Source organism: Thalassospira sp. SN3W (assembly GCF_038070535.1).
In the GTDB taxonomy this organism is placed as follows: domain Bacteria; phylum Pseudomonadota; class Alphaproteobacteria; order Rhodospirillales; family Thalassospiraceae; genus Thalassospira; species Thalassospira xiamenensis.
Map to the genome: position 1 here is coordinate 2980712 of NZ_CP121124.1, position 21707 is coordinate 3002418.

Here is a 21707-nt window from a genome sequence, read left to right on the forward strand (position 1 = left end):
CGCAATGTCGGCCTTTGCACGTTTTGCCATGAATTCGGCAAGCATGCGACTTTCCGTATGTCTGGCCTGACAGTTTTGGTTCTGGTTTCGATCCTGAGCCTTTCAACATTAGCCCGCGCCAGTGAAAAGTGCCTGTTGATTGCCATGCCCGAAGTCCGGATGACCGGGGACGGCATCGAGCCATATCGTTCTGCGATGCAACAGGGAGGGCTATGCGTCAAACCTGTGCGCATGCCCCTTGCAAGGGTTGCTCAGGCATTGTCCCATGGCGAAATCGACGGTGTTTTTGCCGAGCTTGAGGGATTTCAGCAAAATGTTGACCGGCCGATCCTAAGGGGAAATATACGTGTTGGTTTGGTGGACGGAATGCTGGTTGTACCGTTGGGAAAGATATCGGGAATTGACGATTTAAAGGATGAAACCGTTGGTGTTTGGCTGGGGGCGAAGTGGTCTAACGCACTTTTGGCTGATTATCCCAATGTCGTGCATGTTCCGCGCGGTCCCGAAATGATGCAGAAGATGCTGCGATACGGGCGATTGGATGCAATTCTGCTCGATAACTATTCGTTGTCGGTCACCGGCGGTGTCCCCGACGGATTTCAGGCTGTTCCTGTCATGAGCCTTTCAGTTTACAGCTGGCTTGCTGCGGACCATGCCGATTTGCTCCCAGCTTTTGATAAGGGCACGGAACTGTTTTTACAGACGATCATCGAGTGGCGCCAAAAGGGGCAATAACCTGCGGACGGTATCCGTTGGCCTATCCCGAAAGATAAAATATCGACATGCCATAAAGGCACAGGATTGAAACGCTTTCCCAGCCGATATTGGCAATTCCCCTGCGTTCGCGGTTAAGCATGCCCAACAGAAGGATGCCGGTCATCAGAATGACAAGGGCGATGGTGAACAGGTGCTGCTGGTTGAAGGCTGCGTAAATCGATCCGTCGCGATAAGAAAAGTCTGATGCCGCCAGAAACAGAACATCAAACGCATTGCCGCCGATAATATCCCCGACTGCCAGATTGACAGCCCCCATACGGACAGCCGCAATTGCCGAAACAAGTTCGGGAAGTGATGTAGCTATCGCAGTCAGGAAAGTACCCACGGCGGTTTCGCTGATGCCGGTTTTCTCGACAATTGCCAGCCCGCTTTCACCAATAGTGTAACCGGCGACTGCTGTTATCGCGGCAAAGCTCAGAAACTCCGTCCAAAGGCGAAGTGTGCTTTCGGGATGGTAGTCTGCATCGTCTTCCTTGGCGTCCTCGTCGGTCAGGTCGGTCCTGCGAGGTCGCCACATCGGTTGATGGCGGATTTCGGCAAGCAATGACAGGCCAAAGCCATACAGAACGAACAACAGGATCGATACCGGGTGGATGTGAAACACCATCCAGTCAGGTCCGCCATAGGCCAGAAGCGGCAGGGCAAGCATACTGACCAGAAGGGTGGCCTGCGCCAGTCCCGTGGCGCTGGCGGCGGCATGTTCCAGATTGCCCTTGCGATACAGAAAATCAGCGATTGCCAGAAAGGTCGTCTGGGCCGCAATGCCACCCAGCGCATTACCGATGGCAAGATCGGTGTGTCCTTGCCACGCCGTCGTTACCGAAAGCACACTTCCGGGCAGGCTGGTCGACATGCCGACAAAAACAGCACCGGCTATGATTTGTCCCATGCCGGTCTGTTCGGCGAGCTTGAGGGCAATCGTTGCCAACCGAGTTCCAGCGAAGCCGATCACCACTGCACAGATTGAAAACAGTCCGATAACGGACCAAAGCGGAAGGGTTGCAATTGCAGGCAGCATCAAAACGTCTTTTGTTCGGATCTGGCCGCATTTGCATCGGGGCGGCTTTACCTGAACTTTAAGACGCGTCGGGTGCTGTCATGTTCCATGATTGTGTAAAGTTAAAACACTTCGTCTTCCGGGCGTGTCAGCGGTTTGTTTTCTGAGTGTTCTATTGCTTCTTCGCGGGCGCGATGCGTGATGTCAATCGGCTCGCCCTGACGGTTATCGGGGCGAACGCGCCCAAAGAAATCGGAAAGTTCCTTGGCAACGGTTTCCGGTGCCGTGACTTGACGCAGTGTAAAGCTGTGCCCCAGCCGGTCGGTAACATGCAGATCGCCATAATCAAAGATATTGCCGATCACGCTTTTGCTGATCTGGGTGCTTTTGATCGACTCAAATCCGCGGTCATCCTGATCCTTGCGCAACACACCGCTTCGCGTGACGATGCGGTTGTTGGTGATAACGCGTTCAAAGAAAAACAGATCGCGAATGGCGGTCAGGGGCAAAAGGATGCTGTCGCGCGCCGCGCGCGTTGAAACGCCAAGGGCCCGTTTCAACAGCTTCCAGACAATCGAGATCAACGCGATGATCACACCAAACAAGGCAATCGAAAAGACGAATTCATATTCTTCCCAGACCCGGTCAAGTGCGGCAAAGGCTTCGGGCCCAGTCAGAAGTGCGCGGGCCTGTGGCATCAGAAAATCGTAAATTGCGCGCCAGTGGTAGGATGCATAAATCAGCACCGCAATCCAGATGATCTTGATGAGACCGGGGACAAGGATCGAAACCGGCGAAATCGGCAGATCCATGATCACCACCTCGCCATCATGCAAATGGCGGCGGATGCCCTTGAACGGTTTGGTTTCCGCTGCGGTCTCGTTTTTCCGGATCATGTATGTCGTCCTGTTTCAAGCAATCGGTTCAACATACGGCGCGATCAGAATTTCGCAAGCGGGTGAAGGGTTTGCTTTGGTACTATTCGTTGTTTTACTGGGATAATCTGTGATTTTTACAGTTGCCAAAAAGGGCAAAGTCGCGCTTATCTTCCCGAACCGGCTGCGCCACATCCCGGTCAACAACCAAAACAACGTCCAAGCAAGAGCCCCGCATGATCCCGTTCTTCGGTGAAGCAGCCGCCTTTACTGCCGCGATGGCCTGGGCGACGTCGAGCATGATTTTTTCCAACATTGGCGGCAAGGTCGGCGCGCAGACGGTCAATCGCGGGCGTCTGGCCTGCTCGATTACCTGTCTGACGGTGTTGCACTGGCTATTGAAAGGCCAGCCTTGGCCGAGCGCGGTAACGTGGGAGCAGCTTGGCTGGTTGTCACTGTCGTCGGTTCTTGGCCTTGTGATTGGCGATGCCATGCTGTTTCAGGCCTTTGTGACCCTGGGGGCGCGGTTATCGATGCTGATGATGTCGACCGTGCCGATCATGGGGGCGGTGTTGGGCTGGTTTCTGTTTGACGAAGTCCTCAGCCCTCAGGAAATGTCGGGTATTGCGCTTGGCATTGGTGGCATTCTTTTGGTCATCATGATGAAAAAGGGGCGTCCTGTCGGGTTGGAAGGACGCAATTATCTGGTTGGTATCTTGTTTGGACTTGGCGGTGCCATTGGTCAGGTCGCGAATCTGGTGACGGCGAAATATGCACTGATCAGCGGTTATTCTGCGCTGTCGGCCACATGGATCAGAACCTTTGTCGCGGTTGTGATCATGTGGGGAATTGCGATTGCCATGGGGCGTGCTCGGCGCACGATTGTGGCGTGCAGCGCACCTGATGTCGGGCGGTGGCTGTTTCTGGGGGCTTTTATCGGCCCGGCGCTTGGCGTGTGGCTCTCGATGGTGGCGGTTCAGAATGCCAATGTCGGTATCGCATCAACGCTGATGGCGTTGCCACCGGTTTTGCTGATTGTCTATGAAGGTGTGGTTCTGCGCCGCCCCGTTGGCCTGCAGGCCATCGTCGGGACCTGCATGGCCTTTGGGGGTGTTGCGCTTTTATTCCTGCATTAAGTGCGATTTTCTCTGCCTTTTGATCCTGGTGATCCAGCCCGGCAGAAAGGCAAGATTGGTTATCAGGCTGAAACCGAACAGGATTGCAGCCCAGACCGGCAGGTCAAGCAAGGCGCTGTTTCCCTGCAATCCGGGGGTTGGGGCCGAGGATTGTGTCCCCGGTGGCGGTGTTTTTTCCGATGAATGGATCAGGACAACCTGATGACCCATGCCGTCTGATACCATTATTTTCCAATGCGCATCGGTATGATCTTCAGGGCGTAATGCCGGAACCGCGACGGCAAGGCGTCCTTCACGATCAGTTCTTCCTTTTTGCCAGGTTTTCCCGTCCGGTGACGTCACTGTGGCTTCGGCAAATATCATTGGTGAGCCATCTGTATAGCCGAACTGATAGACGGTGGCGGTCCGGTTTTGGTCAATCTGCCATCCCGCACCGTGGGCAATCGCCGGGAACGATCCTGCACAAAGCAGGATCGCGCAGGCAATTGCCGCGATCATCAAACGCCCAAACGATTGCAGCATGTGGCGGCCTATTGGCTGACATCGAAAGTCAGGGTTGCCCGCAGGTTATGTACCCGGACAGATGCATCAGAGTCCGGGACATCGGCCGCAACCCGAACCATCCAAAGACCCGGTTTCGTAATCCGGATTTTGGCAATGCCGCTGCCACGATCATCGCTGAAAGTTTCGGTGTAATAGGCATAAGACGATGGCGTGTCGGTAAATCCGGCATAGGTTGCCAGGACACTGGTCGAATAAGGTTGCCCGTCCAGCAGGATTTGAACCGCAACGTCTTGGCCGATTGCCGTCATGCGCGGATCGGAAAGCGGCACGATTTCAAGTTTGTGCCCCAGAGGGGAAGAAATGAAATCCGCGTTTTGGGAGCCTCCAGTCAGGTTTTTGGAAAATTTTTCAAATCGGGATGACGCAACCGCATCGGGATGTGCGTCCGGCCCGCCTTCTTTCCAGCCATCGGGCGTTTGTGACCAGATTACCGGCAGGCGATGCCCGACAAGCCATGCGGGTTCTTCTTTGGAAAGGGTGAATGTGCCAGTCAGATTGGGGGCATCCGCATTTTCAGTGACATCAAGTTCGGTGTTGGCCGAGGGGGTGATCAATTGTGCACGGACATGCTTTGGCGCTTCGGCTTCTTCCGGAGTGCCGAAAACATGAGTCGAATCGAGGATGAAGGCAGCAGTGTCCTTGCCATTCGCGGGGGTGGTTTTGCTGCTGGCGACAAATTCATGGGCCGCTGCGCCAAAGCCGATCAGGCACCCCAGTGCGGCAATTGCAAGCGGGGTTGTGAACTTTGATTGAAACATCTGCTATCCTTTGGGAGATTAGGGAAGTTGAAAGGCGGTATGAACTTTTCAAAAATGTTCATACGAGTCAAGCTGATGATTCTGAAAGGGAATTCGTATGACCCGCGTGACCGTATCAATCGAAGACGATTTGATGGAGGCGTTCGATGCTTTCCTTGAGCATCGCGGCTACACCAACCGGTCAGAAGGTTTTCGTGACCTGATCCGGGAAAAGCTCCAGAATACCAAGCTTGACGAAGACACCGGTGGCGTTGGCATAGCGGTCCTGAATTATGTTTATGATCATGAAGAACGCATGCTGGCATCACGGCTGATGAGTGCGCAGCACGAACATCATGACCTGACCGTTTCGACCGTGCATTTCCATATTGATCACGATACGTGCCTTGAAAGCGTGACCTTACGCGGCAAGCTTTCCGATATTCGCAAATTCGCCGATCAGGTTCTGGCACAACCTGGCGTGCGCCATGGGCAGCTTTATTCGGTTCCGGGTGAATTGCATGTCGAAACCCATCATCACGGCGATGACGATCATGGACATGCACATCGGCACGAACATCTGAAAATCACGACCTGAACCGGGCTTCTCCGAATTGTTTTAAAAATCCCGGCACAAGCCCGGCGACAATTTTATTTATCCGGGTTCGAATTCTTACCCACCAGAATGAGAACAAACTTGCAACATCCATTTTTTTGTGCGAGTGTTCACATTATGTTCTCAATGCGTTTGCCGGAAAATGGTTGGCGTGATGTCAGTTATCCGGCGGGGCACCTAGCGGTGGCGTTCCGCATTTAGGACCGGGGAACCGCCTGCGTTGCATCCTACCCGGCCCTGTGGAATAAGAGAGTTCGAAAAATGATTCAGACCGCGCTGCATTTGGTGGATAAGGATACGATGGATAAGCAGAAGGCACTCGAAGCCGCCCTTGGGCAGATCGAACGCGCATTTGGCAAGGGCTCGATCATGAAGCTCGGCCAGCGCGATAGTGCGGTTGATATTTCAGCCATTTCGACCGGATCGCTTGGCCTTGATATCGGGCTTGGCATTGGTGGTCTGCCGCGTGGCCGCATCGTCGAAATTTACGGCCCGGAAAGTTCGGGTAAAACCACACTGGCCCTGCACACCATTGCCGAGGCCCAGAAACTGGGCGGCACCTGTGCTTTTGTCGATGCCGAGCACGCGCTTGATCCGGGTTATGCCCGCAAGCTGGGGGTGAATACCGACGAACTCCTGATTTCGCAGCCTGACGCCGGTGAACAGGCGCTTGAAATCGCCGATACGCTGGTGCGTTCCGGTGCGATTGATGTTCTGGTCGTCGATTCGGTTGCCGCCCTTGTGCCACGTGCGGAACTTGAAGGCGAAATGGGCGATACCCACGTTGGCCTGCAGGCCCGCCTGATGAGCCAGGCATTGCGAAAGCTGACCAGTTCGGTCTCGCGTTCCAACTGCATGGTCATCTTCATCAACCAGATCCGTATGAAGATCGGTGTGATGTTCGGTAGTCCGGAAACCACCACCGGCGGTAACGCGCTTAAATTCTATGCGTCTGTCCGTCTCGATATTCGCCGTATCGGCCAGATCAAGGATCGTGACGAAGTCGTGGGTAACCAGACCCGCGTGAAGGTTGTCAAAAACAAGATGGCCCCGCCGTTCAAGCAGGTCGAATTCGACATCATGTATGGCGAAGGCATTTCCAAGATGGGTGAAATCCTTGATCTTGGCGTCAAAGCAGGCATCGTCGAGAAATCCGGTTCCTGGTTCTCGTACAATTCGACCCGTATCGGTCAGGGCCGCGAGAATGCCAAGACCTTCCTGCGTGAAAATCCGGAAATGACCGCCGAGATCGAACGCAGCATCCGCGAAAGTGCCGGCCTGATTGCTGAGGCAATGACCAGCATGAGCGATGATGAACCGTCAAATGACGATGATGCGTGATTGCTGACTACCGATTTTCGCCAAATACATCAAACGGGTCCTTCGGGGCCCGTTTTTTGTTGCGAGGTAGGCAAATCCGCAATTGCCCCAAAATGATCAAGATTGGCTGCAACCCGCAAAAACAAAGACATCGGCTCTGCCTTAATTGCGTCAGATCAGACACTTGGCAACCGCACAGGGAACTTTGTCTTTCCGGCTCCGTTATGAGGAATGTCAACAAAATCACGTCGAGCAAACAGGAGAAACCGAAATGTCTGACTTTCTGAAAAAGCTTTTCGCCGTTGCAATGATTTCCGGCATGGGTCTTGGCCTTGCCGCCTGCGAGACCGCCGAAGGCTTTGGCAAAGACATGGAAAATGCGGGTGAGTCCATTCAGGAAGAAGCTGAATAACAATATTGCCGTGCGGCTTCTCTGATGCCTGACGGGCACCGGGCTTGATCCCGATGATCCGCCAACGGCCAAAACCGAAAAGGAGATAACATCATGTTGGGTTGGGCAGTCTTTTGTCTCATTCTGGCGCTTGTCGCCGCCGTCCTTGGTTTTGGCGGCTTGGCAGGTACGTTTGTCGGGATCGCAAAGATCCTGTTCTTTGTCTTCCTCGTACTGTTCGTTGTTTCGCTTCTGGTCAACGCACTGCGTGGTCGTCGTCCACCGATCTGATCGCGATATCGACAATAATACGAGCAAACGGAAACGGGCGTGCTGCGGCGCGCCCGTTTTTCTGCGTGGCTTTTAAATCATCCATGCAGGAAAGAGTTGCCAGCCGGTCGTGACCCCGACAAGATAGCAACCGATTTCGGAAGCCATATGCCTTGCGTCAGAAGCGGGCCGCGGCCGCCTTCAAAATCAACATGTCGTTAAAGGCAGGAGCAATCAAACGATGTCTATTCTTGTAAAACGTATTCTGGCACTGGCCCTGATTGCGGGCTTTGGCATGTCGCTGGCCGCGTGTGAAACCGCCGCCGGATTTGGACGTGATGTCGAAAAACTTGGCGAACAGATTCAGGAAGGCGTCGAAAAGTAACCCATCCTCAAGTTCTGGAAAGTTCCCGCCGTGATCACCTGCTATCTGAAATACGTTATCGACATGCATAAAATCCCTGAGTTCGAGGATTATGCCCGTCGCTGGATTCCCATCGTCAATCGGATGGGCGGGACGCATCACGGCTATTTCCTGCCGCATGAAGGCGCCAGCAGCATCGCCTATGCCCTGTTCAGTTTCCCGAGCCTTGCGGCATACGAAGATTACCGCAATCGCATGGCCGATGATGACGAATGTGTTGCAACACTCGAACTTGAAAAACGCAACCGCAGCATCATCAGTTACGAACGCAGTTTCATGCGCCCGGTTCTTGATTAGGGCGGCATATCTGATCAGGGCGTTGTGGCGTGCCGGTGCGGTGCCGGATGCATAAATCGTCACTTAAACACCGCAAAGCCTTTCCCCGACTGGACAGCACAGGGCCGAGCCGCTAAATAGGGCAGTCGCGCCGCAAGTTTGCGGCAGCGTTTGTTCCGCGTTTTCCGGGTTGGAGAGAGATGCAGACCGTTAACGATATCCGCACCACGTTTCTGGAATTCTTCCGCAAGAATGGCCACGAGGTCGTTTCTTCCAGCCCGCTGGTGCCGCGCAATGACCCGACCCTGATGTTCACCAACGCAGGGATGGTCCAGTTCAAGAACGTTTTCACCGGTCAGGAACACCGCGATTATTCGCGCGCGACCACCTCGCAGAAATGCGTGCGTGCCGGTGGCAAGCATAACGATCTTGAAAATGTCGGTCATACCGCCCGTCACCACACCTTTTTTGAAATGCTCGGCAACTTTTCGTTTGGCGACTATTTCAAGGAAAACGCGATTGAATTCGCCTGGAACCTGATCACCAGGGAATATGGCCTCCCGGCGGACAAGCTGCTGGTTACCGTTTATCACACCGATGACGAGGCCCATGGTCTTTGGAAAAAGATCGCCGGTCTTTCCGATGATCGCATCATTCGCATTCCGACGTCTGATAACTTCTGGTCGATGGGCGATACCGGTCCTTGTGGTCCGTGTTCGGAAATCTTCTTTGACCATGGTGATAAAATCTGGGGCGGTCCCCCCGGCAGCCCTGAAGAAGACGGCGACCGTTTCATCGAAATCTGGAACCTCGTCTTCATGCAGTACGAGCAGATGGCAAATGGTGAACGCGTGAATTTGCCAAAGCCGTCGATTGATACCGGCATGGGTCTTGAACGTATTGCCGCTGTGCTTCAGGGCAAACACGACAATTATGACATCGACCTGATGCGTGCCCTGATCGAGGCATCGGCCGATGCCACCAGCACCGATCCTGATGGGCCGCATAATGTGTCGCACCGCGTGGTTGCCGACCATCTGCGTTCGACCAGCTTCCTGATTGCCGATGGCGTTCTGCCGTCCAATGCCGGGCGTGGTAACGTTCTGCGCCGTATCATGCGCCGTGCTATGCGTCATCTGCACATGATCGGCACCCAGGACCCGGTGATGTATAAACTGGTCCCGGCGCTGGTGCGCAAAATGGGCGGTGCCTTCCCGGAACTGGTTCGGGCGCAGGCATTGATCGAAGAAACCCTTAAGCTCGAAGAGCAGGGCTTTAAAACCATGCTTGATCGCGGCCTCAAGATGCTTGATGACGCGACTGATGGCATGGGCGAGGGCGCGACCCTTTCGGGTGATGTTGCCTTCAAGCTTTATGACACCTACGGCTTCCCGCTTGATCTGACGGCGGATGCACTTAAACCGCGTAAGATCGGCATTGATGAAAGCGGTTTTACCTCCGCCATGGAAGAACAGAAAGCCAAGGCCCGTGCCGCATGGTCGGGGTCGGGCGAAGCCGCGACCGAGGAAGTCTGGTTTGACATCAATGATCGCGATGGCGCGACCGAATTCCTGGGCTACGAAACTGAAAATGCCGAGGGCGTTGTCACAGCCCTGATCAAGGATGGTGCGGAAACCAAAACCGCGACCAAGGGCGATAACGTTGCCATCGTTGCCAACCAGACCCCGTTCTTCGGGGAATCCGGTGGTCAGCAGGGCGATGCCGGGGTGATCAAAACCGAAAAGGGTGCCGTGATTGAAATCACCGACACCCAGAAGAAACTTGGCGCATTGCATGTGCATCTTGGCAAGGTTGTCGAAGGTGATGTTTCGGTTGGCGATGCCGCCGAATTCCGCGTCGATCATAGCCGCCGTTCGGCCTTGCGCGCCAATCATTCGGCGACCCATCTTCTGCATGCGGTGATGCGCAAGCATCTGGGCGATCACGTCACCCAGAAGGGATCGCTTGTGGCCAAGGATCGCCTGCGTTTCGACGTATCGCATCCTAAACCGATCACCGCCGAAGAAGCCGCTGTGATCGAATTCGACGTCAACCGTCTGATTCGCGAAAACAGCGAAGTCACCACCCGTCTGATGACCCCGGACGAGGCGATTGAACTGGGTGCGATGGCGCTGTTTGGCGAAAAATACGGCGATGAAGTCCGCGTTGTTTCGATGGGCCTGCCCGAAGCCAACGAACATGCCTATTCGCTTGAGCTTTGCGGTGGTACGCATGTCAAACGGACCGGCGATATCGGCATGTTCAAGATCGTATCCGAAGGTGCGGTTTCAAGCGGTGTCCGCCGTATCGAAGCCCTGACCGGCTCGGATGCTGCAAGCTATATGGCGGCCCGAGATCAGCTTCTGCAAACCATTTCGGCCGATCTTAAAGCCGTTCCCGAAGATGTTCCGGCGCGTGTCAAAGCCTTGCAGGAAGAACGCCGCAAGCTTGAACGTGAGGTTTCCGACCTGCGCAAGAAACTGGCGACCGCCGGTTCGGGCGGGGCATCGGGTGCGGATGCGTTCAAGGAAGCCAACGGTGTCAAACTGGCCCTGCGTGTTCTGGATGGTATCCCGGCCAAGGAACTCAAAGGGATGGTTGACGAATTGCGCGATCAGATGGGATCGGGCATCGTTGCCCTGATCTCGACGGATGGCGGCAAGGCGTCCATTGTTGTCGGCCTGACCGAAGACCTTGCGGGTAAATTCAGCGCGGTCGATCTGGTGCGTGTCGGTGTCGAAAAACTCGGCGGTAAAGGTGGCGGTGGCCGCCCGGATATGGCACAGGGCGGTGGGCCCGATGCCGATCAGGCCGAAGCGGCACTTGCCGCGATTGAGGCAACGGTTGCTGCCTGATCCGGTAGTTTCCGGATATGGAAACGAGAAAAGGGGACCTTCGGGTCTCCTTTTTGCGTCTGGCGTCGTGCTCTGAATTATTCGGCTGTATGATGGACTGGCTTGGTTTTGATCAGTTCCCAGCCAAGGTTCAGGCCGCTGAATAATCATCCTTGGCCTGTTGCTGTCGCAGGACGCGGTTAACGGCCCGTTCAACCGCCCGGCGATCCGTCGCATCGGGGACATCGCGCGCAGCTGCGCGTTCGATGAGACGGGCATGTTCGCGCAGAATTTCCTGCTGCCCCGGGTGGCGGGCAAGCCCGACGAGACTTTCAAGGACTTCTGCCATTGGCAGAAGCACATCGGGCTTGGCAGCAGCCGATTGGCGGATCTGATCGAATGCTGCGTCCAGCATGCCACCGAAATCCGAAAGATGGGCGCATATGCGTTCCTTACCCTGATCATCCTGCCAAAGTCCAAGTGGATAATGAAAGCGCATCGCTTCTGGCAGCGCCCGGCCCAGACGATAGATCACCGCAATGGCGGTAAACGGGTCGTTGATCCCCGGCGACAGGGCGCGTAAGGCAATCTCGACCAGCTGGCGCAGGGCGAATTCGATATCAAGCAGGGCCGTGCGCTGATTGCCGATCATGATTTCGGTGTCAATGTCTTCGCGGAGTTTGTCGGTGTCGATATTGCTGTCGCGGGCCGTCGGGTAGGGGCTGATTTCACCGATAATGTCACCGGCAATAACATGTTGCCCGGCGCGGATCGTCAGGGCTATTTTGATGTCGGCCCGGATGGCAAGTTCAAGCAGATCGTCATAGGCAATTCCCTGAACATATCCCGATTTGGTGGCCCGGATGATCCGTTCGGATTGGATCGAAGCCGCGTCGGGTAGCGCGCATTTAATTTTTGCTGCCCGTTCAATGGGGGATTTCAGGGTCTCAAGCGACGAGGAAATGGTGGTTTCCAGATTCGCGCCGACATTGTGGATCACCTGATCGGCAACGATGGATCGGCCAAGATGATGCACAAACAGGATCAACACAAACAGGCTGACGACAAAAAGCGTAATGCCCGCCATCGCGGCAATTTGGGGTATCTGATCGCCTTCGCCCTGTTCGCCCATGATGACAAGGGTGGTGATCAGAAACAGGATCGATCCGACAAAACTGCCAAGTGAGTTCTGGGTTTTCGGGTCCCCCATGAAATTGCGGATGGTGCGTGGTCCAAGCGACCCGGCAGCCAATGTCAGAACCACCATGGTCACCGAAAGAGCAAAGGTGGTCATCGTCACCAATGTTGCCAGCAGTGTCGATGTCAGGTCCTGCACGGTTTCAATCGTACCAAAACGCGGCCAGAAATCCGGAAGGCTTCTGATCAAATCCCCGCCCGGTAACCGAATGGACAACAGGGCAAGAATAGCACCGCCAACCGCATACAGAAGCGGGGTAAACCACAGGCTGTGGCTTATCATTTCCCAGAGCCGGATAAAGCGATGAAACATTTTTAAAGGAACCCCGTTCTTGTCATGTGCTTTGCGTGGCGACATATGGCGCCCGTCGACAAAGCCGGTACCGGGACAGCGATCATCATATGAACGTCCGACGTACAAAGCCGGTTCCCGACCGATGACGGGAATTCATGTCATAGCATATTACGGGAATTTCAGCACCTTCATCACTGCTGGATGTCACCCATGCAAATTTCGCGGTTGCCGGTTTTTTAAAAATGAACCAAATTCGATTTTGCGTCATTTAATTAAACAGGCATTGCCATGACCCGGCAGGACATCCCGGAAAACCCACCCGTAACGCCACGGGTGAACCGCATAGAGAAGCGCCAGCAGCGCGAAGAACTGATTGTTCAGCGTGCGGGTGAACTGATTGCGCAATACGGGTTTTTCGAATTGAAAATGTCCGATCTGGCACAGGCCTGTGATATTTCGGTCGGTACGCTTTATGCCCATTTCGCCAGCAAGGAAGACCTTTTGCTGGGGCTTGCCATTACAGCCGGGCAGAAACGTGCGCGGTTTTTTGGTCATGCGCGCGCCCATGATGGCAGTGCGATGGAGAAGTTCATTGTCGCCAGTTTGCTCGATATCCGCTTTTCCCTTGAACATCCCGAATGGTTCGAGGCGGAATATCTTGCGCTGGCGCCTTCGATCTGGACGCGCGCAACACCATCCCATCATCAAAGCCAGTTGGCCGAGGTTGGCCGGATTACCGAAATGTTCCAAAGCTTCCTGTCGGCGGCGGCCGATGAACTTGGCATTTCGCATGATGTGATTGCGCGAACACGCAACCTCAATCTTGGCAGTTGGGGGCTTTCATTTGGCATGAATGCCCTTGCAATGTCGGAAATTACCGACCGCCATTACGGCGCGGAGCTTCGCAACAATGCGATTGATATTTTCTGTGACAGTCTGGCCGATCTTCTGGCCGGGGCAGGATGGCATGTTGATGATGCCCGCCAGATCGTGCGCGACCTTGCCGCACGTTATGCCGAACTGCCCGAAGATGCGACATAGCTTCCACCCACGATTTCCATAAACCGCTGCCACCAAAAACGCCCACGGAGTATTCGCCCCATGCCCCAGGAAACCAAAACCATGACTGCGGTCTTTTTGACCGTGCTGTTCGGTTTTGCCGGGTTCAGCCTGCCTTATCCTGTTTTCAGCCCGATGTTTCTGAAACCCGAACTGGGGTTTCTTGATCCATCGGTGCCGACGGAATACCGCACGATGCTTTTGGGTGTCGCCATGGCGCTTTATCCCATCGGGCAGTTTATCGGCGCGCCGTGGCTTGGTCGGGTGTCGGACAAGCTTGGTCGTCGTCCGGTTCTGATGGCGTCGCTTTTGGGAGCGGCCCTTGGCTATCTTGTGACGGCCTATGGGGTGGCTGATGCCAATCTTCCGCTGGTTCTGGTCGGCCGGTTCGTGTCGGGCCTGTGCGAGGGCAATATGGCCATCGCCCAATCGATTGCATCGGATATCAGCCGCCCGGAAACCAAGGTGCGCAATTTTGGCCTGATCACGGTTGCGATCAATGTTGGCTGGATCATCGGCCCGCTGATGGGCGGCTTTTTCTCCGACCCGACCATTCATCCGTCCTTTAACGTGTCCTGGCCGTTCTATTTTGCCGCGGGCATGTATGCCTTTAACCTGCTGGTGGTGTTCGTGATCCTGCGCATCCCCGAATATGCGCGTCGTCGCGGCACGCCAAAGGGTATGGTGGCACCGGTCACACGCACCGTTTGGGCGACGATCAAGGATCCGGACCTTTTGCCCGGTTACGTGATTTCGTTTTTCAGCTATATCGCGGTTTATATCTTCTTTGCCTTTTTCGGGGTCTATCTGGTGCAGAATTACGACGTCACCAGCAGCTTCCTTGGCATGTGTTCGGCCATCATTTCGATCCCGCTGATCCTTGCCGGATTGACGGTTGATCGCGCGCAGAAGATTTGCGGCCTGATCGGTGTCGGGACCCTTGGCCATCTGTTTCTGGGGATCGGCCTGATCACGTTCCTGATCCCCGATGGGCTGGTGTGGATATTTGTCCCGATGTGTCTGGCGGCGTTTGGCATTGCCTGGTGTGAGGTCACGACCAGCCTGTTTATTTCCAACGCTGCCGGATCGCATGAACAGGGGCAGGCGCTTGGCGTTTATCGGTCCGCCCACGTTCTGGCCGAAGCCACCGCTGTCCTGATCGGTGGGGTTCTGGCCGGGATCGCCAGCTATGCGCCGTTCTTCCTTGGCTTTATCGCGGCGATGCTATGCGTAATTGGTATTCTGGGCTGGCTGCGCATCCGTCAGACAACCGCGGACGTGCCGGCGGCATAAGTTCGCAATACAGACTCAGACATCAACCGGCGCATAGGCGGCGCAGGCAATCAGTTTGGCCGCCTTTTCGCTGTCTTTGCGGTCCTTGTCCGGCAGTTTCGCAAGGTCATCGGCAAGCGCGCGGGTTTCGTCGATCCCGTCGAGATCGGCACTGATTTCCATCACCCGATCCCAGATCGCCTGATCATCCATACCGCCCATCACCGTCAGGGTGATCGCCCGGTTAAGGGTGGCTTCGGGGTTTTCGGCATCTTGGCTCAGGATCAGTTCGAACGCCTCAAACGCCGAAATCAGATGACCTTCGCGCAGATGGATAACGCCCAGATCATTTTTTGCCGCAAGTGACGCTGGATCAATGCGTAAAAGCTGCTCGATTGCGCGTTTTTCACCTTCCGGATCGTCGTTGGCGCGATGTGCTGCGGCAATCAACTGATGTATTTTTGTATCACCCGGCCGGTGGTGGGCCGCGTTCTGAAAAGCACTCAGCGCATATTCGGGCTGTTCAAGGTCCAGCAATGCCTGCCCGCGCAGTACCAGCAAATTTGGGTCGGTCGGATGATGGCGCAAAACGATATCGACATGATTAAGTGCCGAACGGGCATCACCATTTTCAAGCAGGGCGCGTGCAATGTGATGCAGGCATTCTTCGTTGCCTTCATCAGATTGCAGCACAGTGCGATATTCGCCAAGTGCTTCGGTCAGCGAACCTTTTTCATGAAGAGCACGCGCCAGTCCGAACCGTGCTTCAAGATTATCCTCATCCTCGCCAAGTGCCTGACGCAACATATTGATCGCGGCGTCATATTGGCGGCGTTTAAGCGCGGCAAGACCCATATCCGCAAAGGACATAGTGGTCATGCAAATTCTCCCAACCTTGTGCTCATCCCGTTGCCCGGAACATCGAATTTATCGAATTTCGATGGGATTATAGGCGGTGGTGCGATCATTTCCACCCCCGATCTGCATAAATTGAAACCTGCCCGTGACGGCAGGTGATGGTCAAAGATTATTGTCGTTTGCGCAGGGTTTCGGAAGGCAAAACACCGAACTGCCTTGCATAGATCCGGGCAAAACGACCGGCATGGGCAAAGCCCCATTTCATGGCAATCTCGGCAACGCTTACCCCGTCTTGCTCATTAAGAAGGTCGTTATAGGCGTTGTTCAGGCGCACCGATCTCAGATACGCCATCGGCGACATGCCATAAGCGGCGTTAAAGGCCATTTGTAACGTCCGATAGCCGCAACCCGCATGTTGTGCCAGCGTTTCGAGTGTGATTGGTGTATGGGCATGGGCGTGGATGTAATCGCGCGCCCGTTTCACATAGTGTGGAACCGCGTTGGATTTCTGTTTCCGATGCAGAAGTTCTGAACAGGAGTTCGGAAACATCATCAGGATATTTGTCAAAAGCAGATCCTGAAGACTATTCAGAACAATGGAATTGTCGAGATTGTGAAGCGGGTCATCAAGTGCTTGCGCGATGTAATTCAGAGTATTGCAGACATGCCGACCCGGCGCAGTGTCCAGATCAAGGCTGATTTCGAACCCCGGATCCATGGTCGGCATATCATTGCCCAAAAGTGTCCGGCAATGTCTGGCGATGATGTCTTTCGGCAACCGGACGCCCAAGCAGGCAAACCGGTCTTCGTCAGCGAAAAGCGGAACGCGCATGTCGCGGATCATTCCGCGCTTGGTCGAAATTGTGTAATTCTGCCCTTGATGCTGCACCGATCCCCCCCCTTCGGTCGGGATGATCATGAATAGGGCATCGTTATCGCTTTCTGGTGTTCGAAGCTGAATGCGACAATCCCCAAAGGACGAATGCAAAACTTGCAAATCGCCCAAGGCAACGCCATGGATCGAGACATCGAAAGATGCGTGGCGTTCGATCAGGTCCAGTGTATCAATGGAATTCAGTTCGGCCAGAAGAGCCCGGGTTTCATAAAGATCACGCGATGATAGAACCTGATAATTCTGAAGATACGTCACACAAGCTTCCCCCAGACGCATTGCACAATCGCAATCGCGCAGCTTTGTAACTCCCCCGGCACCAAGACTTTAAAATAGTCTGGAGTTTGTATGATTTTCACTAACCTTAGGCTATCGGCTTGAACTCTACAAGAACGTTGAAGTTGGCGGGTTGTTAAACTCGTCCCTTGCCGCCCGGCTCGCAACGCCCTAGGTTAACGTAAACGTCAACTTATGTTGCAGGGCAAAAATGAAGTTTCAGGGCACGAAAAATTACGTTGCGACCGAGGATCTGATGGTGGCGGTCAATGCCGCGATTACTTTGCAACGGCCGCTTCTGGTCAAGGGCGAGCCGGGAACCGGCAAAACCGTTCTGGCCGAGGAAATTGCAAAATCGCTTGGCAAGAAGCTGATTATCTGGTCGATCAAATCAACCACACGCGCCCAGCAGGGATTGTATGAGTATGATGCGGTTTCGCGCCTGCGCGATAGCCAGCTTGGTGACGCGCGCGTGCATGACATTGCCAATTACATCGTCAAAGGCAAGCTTTGGGAAGCGTTCGAGGATGAAAGCGCGCCGGTTCTGCTGATTGACGAAATCGACAAGGCCGATATCGAGTTCCCCAATGACTTGCTTCAGGAACTCGACCGGATGGAATTCTTTGTCTACGAGACACAGGAAACCATCCGGGCCACAAACCGCCCGATCATGATCATTACATCGAACAATGAAAAGGAACTGCCCGACGCGTTCCTGCGCCGGTGTTTCTTCCATTATATCCGTTTTCCGGATGCCGAAACCATGGCGGAAATCGTTGCTGTCCATTTCCCCGATATCCAGAAACGTCTGGTGTCCGAGGCATTGAACCTGTTCTACGACATGCGCGATGTTGGCGGGCTTAAGAAAAAGCCGTCTACCTCGGAACTGCTTGATTGGCTAAAACTTCTGATGGCCGAGGATTTGCCGCCCGAAGCATTGCGGGCCAAGGACGCCAAAACAGCCGTGCCGCCACTTCATGGGGCGCTTTTGAAAAACGAGCAGGACGTCCATCTGTTCGAACGCCTTGCCTTCATGGCGCGGCGTGAAGGGCGTTAGACGATCATGTTCACCGGCTTTTTCTACAAGCTGAAAGAAGCCCGCGTTCCGGTCAGTTTGCGCGAATATCTGACGCTGCTTGAGGCCGTCGAAAAGGGCCTTGCGAACTATGCGGTCGAGGATTTCTATTACCTGGCGCGCGCAGCACTGGTGAAGGACGAACGTCATCTTGATCGGTTCGATCAGGTCTTTGGTGCCCATTTCAAGGGGGTGATTGATCTGGCTGGCGGCATGGACGAAGTCTCCGAGGCCGACATTCCCGAAGAATGGCTGCGCAAGCTTGCCGAAAAATTCCTGACCGACACGGAAAAGGCCGAGATCGAGGCGCTTGGCGGTTGGGAGAAGCTGATGGAAACCCTCAAACAGCGGCTTGAGGAACAGAAAGGCCGTCACCAGGGTGGGAATAAATGGATCGGCACTGCCGGGACATCGCCCTTTGGTGCCTATGGCTATAACCCCGAAGGGGTGCGGATCGGGCAGGATAAATCCCGCCATCGGCGCGCGGTCAAGGTTTGGGACAAACGCGAGTTCAAGAACCTTGATGACAGTGTCGAAATCGGCACACGCAATATCAAGGTGGCCCTGCGGCGTTTGCGCAAATGGGCGCGGACCGGGGCGGCAGATGAGCTTGATCTGCCCGGTACCATTTCATCCACCGCCCGTCAGGGATGGCTTGATGTTCAAATGCGGCCCGAACGGCATAATGCGGTCAAGGTACTGATGCTGTTTGATATTGGCGGGTCGATGGATGACCATATCAAGGTCTGCGAGGAACTGTTTTCCGCGGTCAAAACCGAATTCAAGCATCTTGAATATTATTACTTCCACAACTGCCCCTATGAGGGGCTTTGGAAGGACAATGCGCGCCGCCGCACCGATCAGGTTTCAACATGGGATGTGATTCGGACCTATGGCGCGGATTACAAGTTGGTGATTGTTGGCGATGCCACCATGAGCCCCTATGAAATCACCTATCCCGGTGGCTCGGTCGAACATTGGAACGAGGAAGCCGGGGCGGTCTGGATGCAACGTTTGCTGGATCATTTCGAACATGCCGCCTGGATTAATCCGCAGGCGGAAAACTGGTGGCAATATCACGGCTCGATCCAGATCATGCACAAGCTGATGGAAGGCCGGATGTATCCTCTAACCCTTGAGGGGCTTGATCGGATGACCGGAGCGCTAAACCGTTAAATGCCTGTCGGCTTTTGCTTGTCCGATATTTCAGGCAGGCCCCAGAAACAGATAGCTTTGGGTTTTGGCAATGCCTTCCATGGCGCGCACGGTCGTGACAACCTGATGAAAATCCGAAAGGGCGGGCACCTGAATTTCCGCGATCAGGTCCCATTCGCCATTGGTGGTGTGAAGGGCGGCAAAGCCAAGATTTTTGCGAAGGCTTGCGACCAGCGTTTTTACATTCTTGCCCGATAGTTCGATCATCATCACGCCCCGGACGGTCCCATCGGCTGCGTCATCACGCAGACGTACTGTGAACCCGGCAATCACCCCCTGATCAATCAGGCGATCCATTCGGGTTTTAACCGTTCCGGCGGCAACCCCCAAAAGCTGCGCCAGTTTCGGGACAGAAGCACGCCCATTGACGCGCAGTTCGGCAAGAATGCGACGGTCAAGATCATCCATGATTTCATTCCGCTTTGATGATTTCGTCAATTATCCTGATGAAATGATCAATTTCCAATCGAAAATTGTATCAAACTGGCATTTTAACTGATTTCGGCAAAGTATATCCTGCTGTCACGTCATCAGGGAGCAAGCACATGACCATGCCGGGAAAACGATGGGCACCTTATGCCCGTACTGCTGAAATCGCCGACCGTCTGACCCGTTTTGGCAGTGTTACCGGCAGTGCAGGGGAAGCCGATATCGCAGGGCTGATCATCGATATTTTGCATGAAATTCCTTATTTTCAGGATAACCCCGACAATATCGCCGTGATCGACAGCCATCCGGTAGCGGGGGGCAGCCGGATGGCAAAAAGTGTTGTCGCACTGGTGCGGGGGCGTGGTCGCAAAACACTGGCAATGGCCGGGCATTTTGATGTGGTTTCGATTGAAAATTATCATGATCTGAAACATTTGGCTTTTGAGCCCGATGCGCTGTGTGAGGCTCTGATTGCCGATCTTTCGGGCCGGGAAAATCTTAGCGATGCCGAGGCACTTGCCCTTCGCGATTTTCAGACAGGAGATTTCATCCCGGGGCGCGGATTGCTTGATATGAAAAGCGGCGATGCGGCGGGCATTGCATTTCTTGAACATTTCAGTCAGCAACAGGATCGGCAGGGCAATGTTGTCCTATTCCTGACCCCGGATGAAGAACGCAATTCATGCGGTATGCGCAGCCTGCGCAATGCGTTGCCGGAATTGGCCGGGCGATGGAACCTCGACATTGTCGGCGGGATCAATCTGGATGCCAGCAGTGACCCTGGCAATGGCGAAGTCGGTCGGGCAATTTTCCATGGCTCGGTCGGAAAGCTTTTGCCCTTTGCCCTTGTTGCCGGTTTGCCAACCCATGTCGGTTATCCGTTTGACGGCATTTCCGCCCATGCCATCGCATCGGAAATCATGCAGGCGATCGAGGCCAATAGTGATCTCTGTGATCGTGGTATGCATGAAACCGCCCCGCCCCCGGTCTGTCTTGAGGCCCGCGATGTGCGCGATATCTACGAAGTCACCACGCCCGAACATGTCTGGATGGCGTTTAACTGGCTGGTTATGGGGAAAAGCTGTGCTGAGCTGATGGGCGATTTCACCGACATCGTAAAGGGTGCCGGAAACCGCGCACTTGAACGATTTGCCAGCCACGCAGCCCGCTATGCTAAATCCAACGGGCAGGCTGCCCCTGCACCTTTGCCACCCTTGCGCATGGTAACGACTGCACAACTGCGTGATATGGCGTTTGCATCCGGCGGCAGCGATGCGCTTGATCGGATTGAGGCGGTGGCCCTTGAAACCGCAAAGGATAACAATCCGCTGAATCGTACCCGTATTCTGATCCGTGCGATGCTGGCCGAGGCACATCTGCGCGGCCCGGCCGTAGTGACCGGTATGGCCGGTTTGCATTATCCGGCTGTTCATGTTGATCGCGCAAAGGATATGGACCGGCAGTTCCTGGATGCGATCAGCCGTGCCCGCGCCACGATAGAGGCCCGTCACGAAACGCGGATCTGTGATCGCGGTTATTTTATGGGCATCTCGGATATGAGCTTTTTCGGCCATGTGACCGATGTTGCCGATATCGATATCATCGCCGCCAGCACCCCGATTGCCGAACTGGTCGATCATCCGGTTGACAATGCCCTGACCTATCCGGTGGTTAATATCGGTCCGTGGGGCCGGGAATATCACCAACGTCATGAACGACTTTATGCACCATACGCCTATCATGTGCTGCCCGATTTTCTGGCCGAAATCGCGGATGAACTTCTGGGGTGATCAACCCGTTGCAAAGCAATCCATGGAAGGCGATCAGGCGTAACAGTTTCGAGAAACTTTGCGCTATCGCCTTCTGCCTTGTTCCTGCCGCATCGTTTCGTCACTATGCTAGGCAAAACTTATGTGGAAATA

Annotated in this window: 22 protein-coding genes; 14 read left to right on the forward strand and 8 right to left on the reverse strand. The window is 54.6% G+C overall.

Annotated elements, in window-relative coordinates; all coding sequences use genetic code 11:
* The first annotated feature begins 75 nt into the window (after nucleotides 1-75).
* Nucleotides 76-735, forward strand: a complete 660-nt coding sequence (locus tag P8T57_RS13425; RefSeq protein ID WP_156487981.1) for a hypothetical protein — start codon at nucleotides 76-78, stop codon at nucleotides 733-735.
* Nucleotides 736-757: 22 nt separating this feature from the next.
* Here the strand turns inward: P8T57_RS13425 and P8T57_RS13430 are convergent, their stop codons facing one another.
* Both P8T57_RS13430 and P8T57_RS13435 read right to left on the reverse strand, forming a co-directional pair.
* Nucleotides 758-1795 carry a sodium:calcium antiporter gene (locus tag P8T57_RS13430; RefSeq protein WP_341363367.1) on the reverse strand — a complete coding sequence of 346 codons (1038 nt, stop codon included), beginning with the start codon at nucleotides 1793-1795 and terminating at the stop codon, nucleotides 758-760.
* A gap of 101 nt (nucleotides 1796-1896) precedes the next feature.
* On the reverse strand, nucleotides 1897-2670 hold the full coding sequence (locus P8T57_RS13435; RefSeq protein ID WP_063092746.1) for a PH domain-containing protein: 774 nt from the start codon (nucleotides 2668-2670) through the stop codon (nucleotides 1897-1899).
* Between the two features lie 215 nt (nucleotides 2671-2885).
* On the opposite strand from P8T57_RS13435, the gene P8T57_RS13440 reads away from it, so the two are divergent.
* Complete coding sequence (locus P8T57_RS13440; protein WP_341363368.1) at nucleotides 2886-3785, forward strand: DMT family transporter; 900 nt, start codon at nucleotides 2886-2888, stop codon at nucleotides 3783-3785.
* On the opposite strand, the gene P8T57_RS13445 is transcribed toward P8T57_RS13440, so the two are convergent.
* The gene (locus tag P8T57_RS13445; protein WP_341363369.1) at nucleotides 3771-4307 is read right to left on the reverse strand and encodes a hypothetical protein; all 537 of its coding nucleotides are present in this window, start codon (nucleotides 4305-4307) and stop codon (nucleotides 3771-3773) included. The genes P8T57_RS13440 and P8T57_RS13445 overlap by 15 nt on opposite strands.
* A gap of 8 nt (nucleotides 4308-4315) precedes the next feature.
* Complete coding sequence (locus P8T57_RS13450) at nucleotides 4316-5107, reverse strand: DUF4198 domain-containing protein (protein ID WP_341363370.1); 792 nt, start codon at nucleotides 5105-5107, stop codon at nucleotides 4316-4318.
* 97 nt (nucleotides 5108-5204) lie between these two features.
* Between P8T57_RS13450 and nikR the strand changes: the two genes are divergently transcribed.
* The 7 genes from nikR (at nucleotide 5205) to alaS (ending at nucleotide 11238) form a co-directional block, all read left to right on the forward strand.
* The gene (gene nikR / locus P8T57_RS13455; RefSeq protein WP_007090566.1) at nucleotides 5205-5684 is read left to right on the forward strand and encodes a nickel-responsive transcriptional regulator NikR; all 480 of its coding nucleotides are present in this window, start codon (nucleotides 5205-5207) and stop codon (nucleotides 5682-5684) included.
* Between the two features lie 279 nt (nucleotides 5685-5963).
* Nucleotides 5964-7043, forward strand: a complete 1080-nt coding sequence (recA, locus tag P8T57_RS13460) for a recombinase RecA (RefSeq protein ID WP_341363371.1) — start codon at nucleotides 5964-5966, stop codon at nucleotides 7041-7043.
* Nucleotides 7044-7293: 250 nt separating this feature from the next.
* The gene (locus P8T57_RS13465; RefSeq protein ID WP_097051001.1) at nucleotides 7294-7434 is read left to right on the forward strand and encodes an entericidin A/B family lipoprotein; all 141 of its coding nucleotides are present in this window, start codon (nucleotides 7294-7296) and stop codon (nucleotides 7432-7434) included.
* Between the two features lie 93 nt (nucleotides 7435-7527).
* Complete coding sequence (locus tag P8T57_RS13470; protein ID WP_082824831.1) at nucleotides 7528-7704, forward strand: DUF1328 domain-containing protein; 177 nt, start codon at nucleotides 7528-7530, stop codon at nucleotides 7702-7704.
* 220 nt (nucleotides 7705-7924) lie between these two features.
* A complete protein-coding gene (locus P8T57_RS13475; protein WP_341363372.1) occupies nucleotides 7925-8068 on the forward strand; it encodes an entericidin in 144 nt (47 codons plus the stop codon).
* A 30-nt stretch (nucleotides 8069-8098) separates the two neighbouring features.
* Nucleotides 8099-8404, forward strand: a complete 306-nt coding sequence (locus P8T57_RS13480; RefSeq protein WP_007090558.1) for an NIPSNAP family protein — start codon at nucleotides 8099-8101, stop codon at nucleotides 8402-8404.
* A gap of 179 nt (nucleotides 8405-8583) precedes the next feature.
* Complete coding sequence (gene alaS / locus P8T57_RS13485; RefSeq protein ID WP_341363373.1) at nucleotides 8584-11238, forward strand: alanine--tRNA ligase; 2655 nt, start codon at nucleotides 8584-8586, stop codon at nucleotides 11236-11238.
* Between the two features lie 130 nt (nucleotides 11239-11368).
* Here the strand turns inward: alaS and P8T57_RS13490 are convergent, their stop codons facing one another.
* The gene (locus P8T57_RS13490) at nucleotides 11369-12772 is read right to left on the reverse strand and encodes a DUF2254 family protein (RefSeq protein ID WP_341363374.1); all 1404 of its coding nucleotides are present in this window, start codon (nucleotides 12770-12772) and stop codon (nucleotides 11369-11371) included.
* 225 nt (nucleotides 12773-12997) lie between these two features.
* Between P8T57_RS13490 and P8T57_RS13495 the strand changes: the two genes are divergently transcribed.
* On the forward strand, nucleotides 12998-13750 hold the full coding sequence (locus P8T57_RS13495) for a TetR/AcrR family transcriptional regulator (RefSeq protein WP_063092755.1): 753 nt from the start codon (nucleotides 12998-13000) through the stop codon (nucleotides 13748-13750).
* A gap of 60 nt (nucleotides 13751-13810) precedes the next feature.
* Complete coding sequence (locus P8T57_RS13500) at nucleotides 13811-15061, forward strand: MFS transporter (protein ID WP_341363375.1); 1251 nt, start codon at nucleotides 13811-13813, stop codon at nucleotides 15059-15061.
* A gap of 15 nt (nucleotides 15062-15076) precedes the next feature.
* Here the strand turns inward: P8T57_RS13500 and P8T57_RS13505 are convergent, their stop codons facing one another.
* Together P8T57_RS13505 and P8T57_RS13510 are read right to left on the reverse strand one after the other, a co-directional pair.
* A complete protein-coding gene (locus tag P8T57_RS13505) occupies nucleotides 15077-15919 on the reverse strand; it encodes a tetratricopeptide repeat protein (protein WP_341363376.1) in 843 nt (280 codons plus the stop codon).
* Nucleotides 15920-16067: 148 nt separating this feature from the next.
* The gene (locus P8T57_RS13510) at nucleotides 16068-17048 is read right to left on the reverse strand and encodes an AraC family transcriptional regulator (protein WP_341363377.1); all 981 of its coding nucleotides are present in this window, start codon (nucleotides 17046-17048) and stop codon (nucleotides 16068-16070) included.
* Between the two features lie 229 nt (nucleotides 17049-17277).
* On the opposite strand from P8T57_RS13510, the gene P8T57_RS13515 reads away from it, so the two are divergent.
* Together P8T57_RS13515 and P8T57_RS13520 are read left to right on the forward strand one after the other, a co-directional pair.
* Nucleotides 17278-18123: a MoxR family ATPase gene (locus P8T57_RS13515; protein ID WP_341363378.1), complete on the forward strand. Its 846-nt coding sequence runs from the start codon at nucleotides 17278-17280 to the stop codon at nucleotides 18121-18123.
* 6 nt (nucleotides 18124-18129) lie between these two features.
* Complete coding sequence (locus tag P8T57_RS13520) at nucleotides 18130-19317, forward strand: VWA domain-containing protein (protein WP_341363379.1); 1188 nt, start codon at nucleotides 18130-18132, stop codon at nucleotides 19315-19317.
* A gap of 30 nt (nucleotides 19318-19347) precedes the next feature.
* On the opposite strand, the gene P8T57_RS13525 is transcribed toward P8T57_RS13520, so the two are convergent.
* Complete coding sequence (locus P8T57_RS13525; protein WP_341363380.1) at nucleotides 19348-19764, reverse strand: Lrp/AsnC family transcriptional regulator; 417 nt, start codon at nucleotides 19762-19764, stop codon at nucleotides 19348-19350.
* 137 nt (nucleotides 19765-19901) lie between these two features.
* On the opposite strand from P8T57_RS13525, the gene P8T57_RS13530 reads away from it, so the two are divergent.
* Nucleotides 19902-21575 (forward strand): M20/M25/M40 family metallo-hydrolase, encoded by a 1674-nt coding sequence (locus tag P8T57_RS13530; RefSeq protein ID WP_341363381.1) that lies wholly within the window; start codon nucleotides 19902-19904, stop codon nucleotides 21573-21575.
* Nucleotides 21576-21707: the final 132 nt, after the last annotated feature.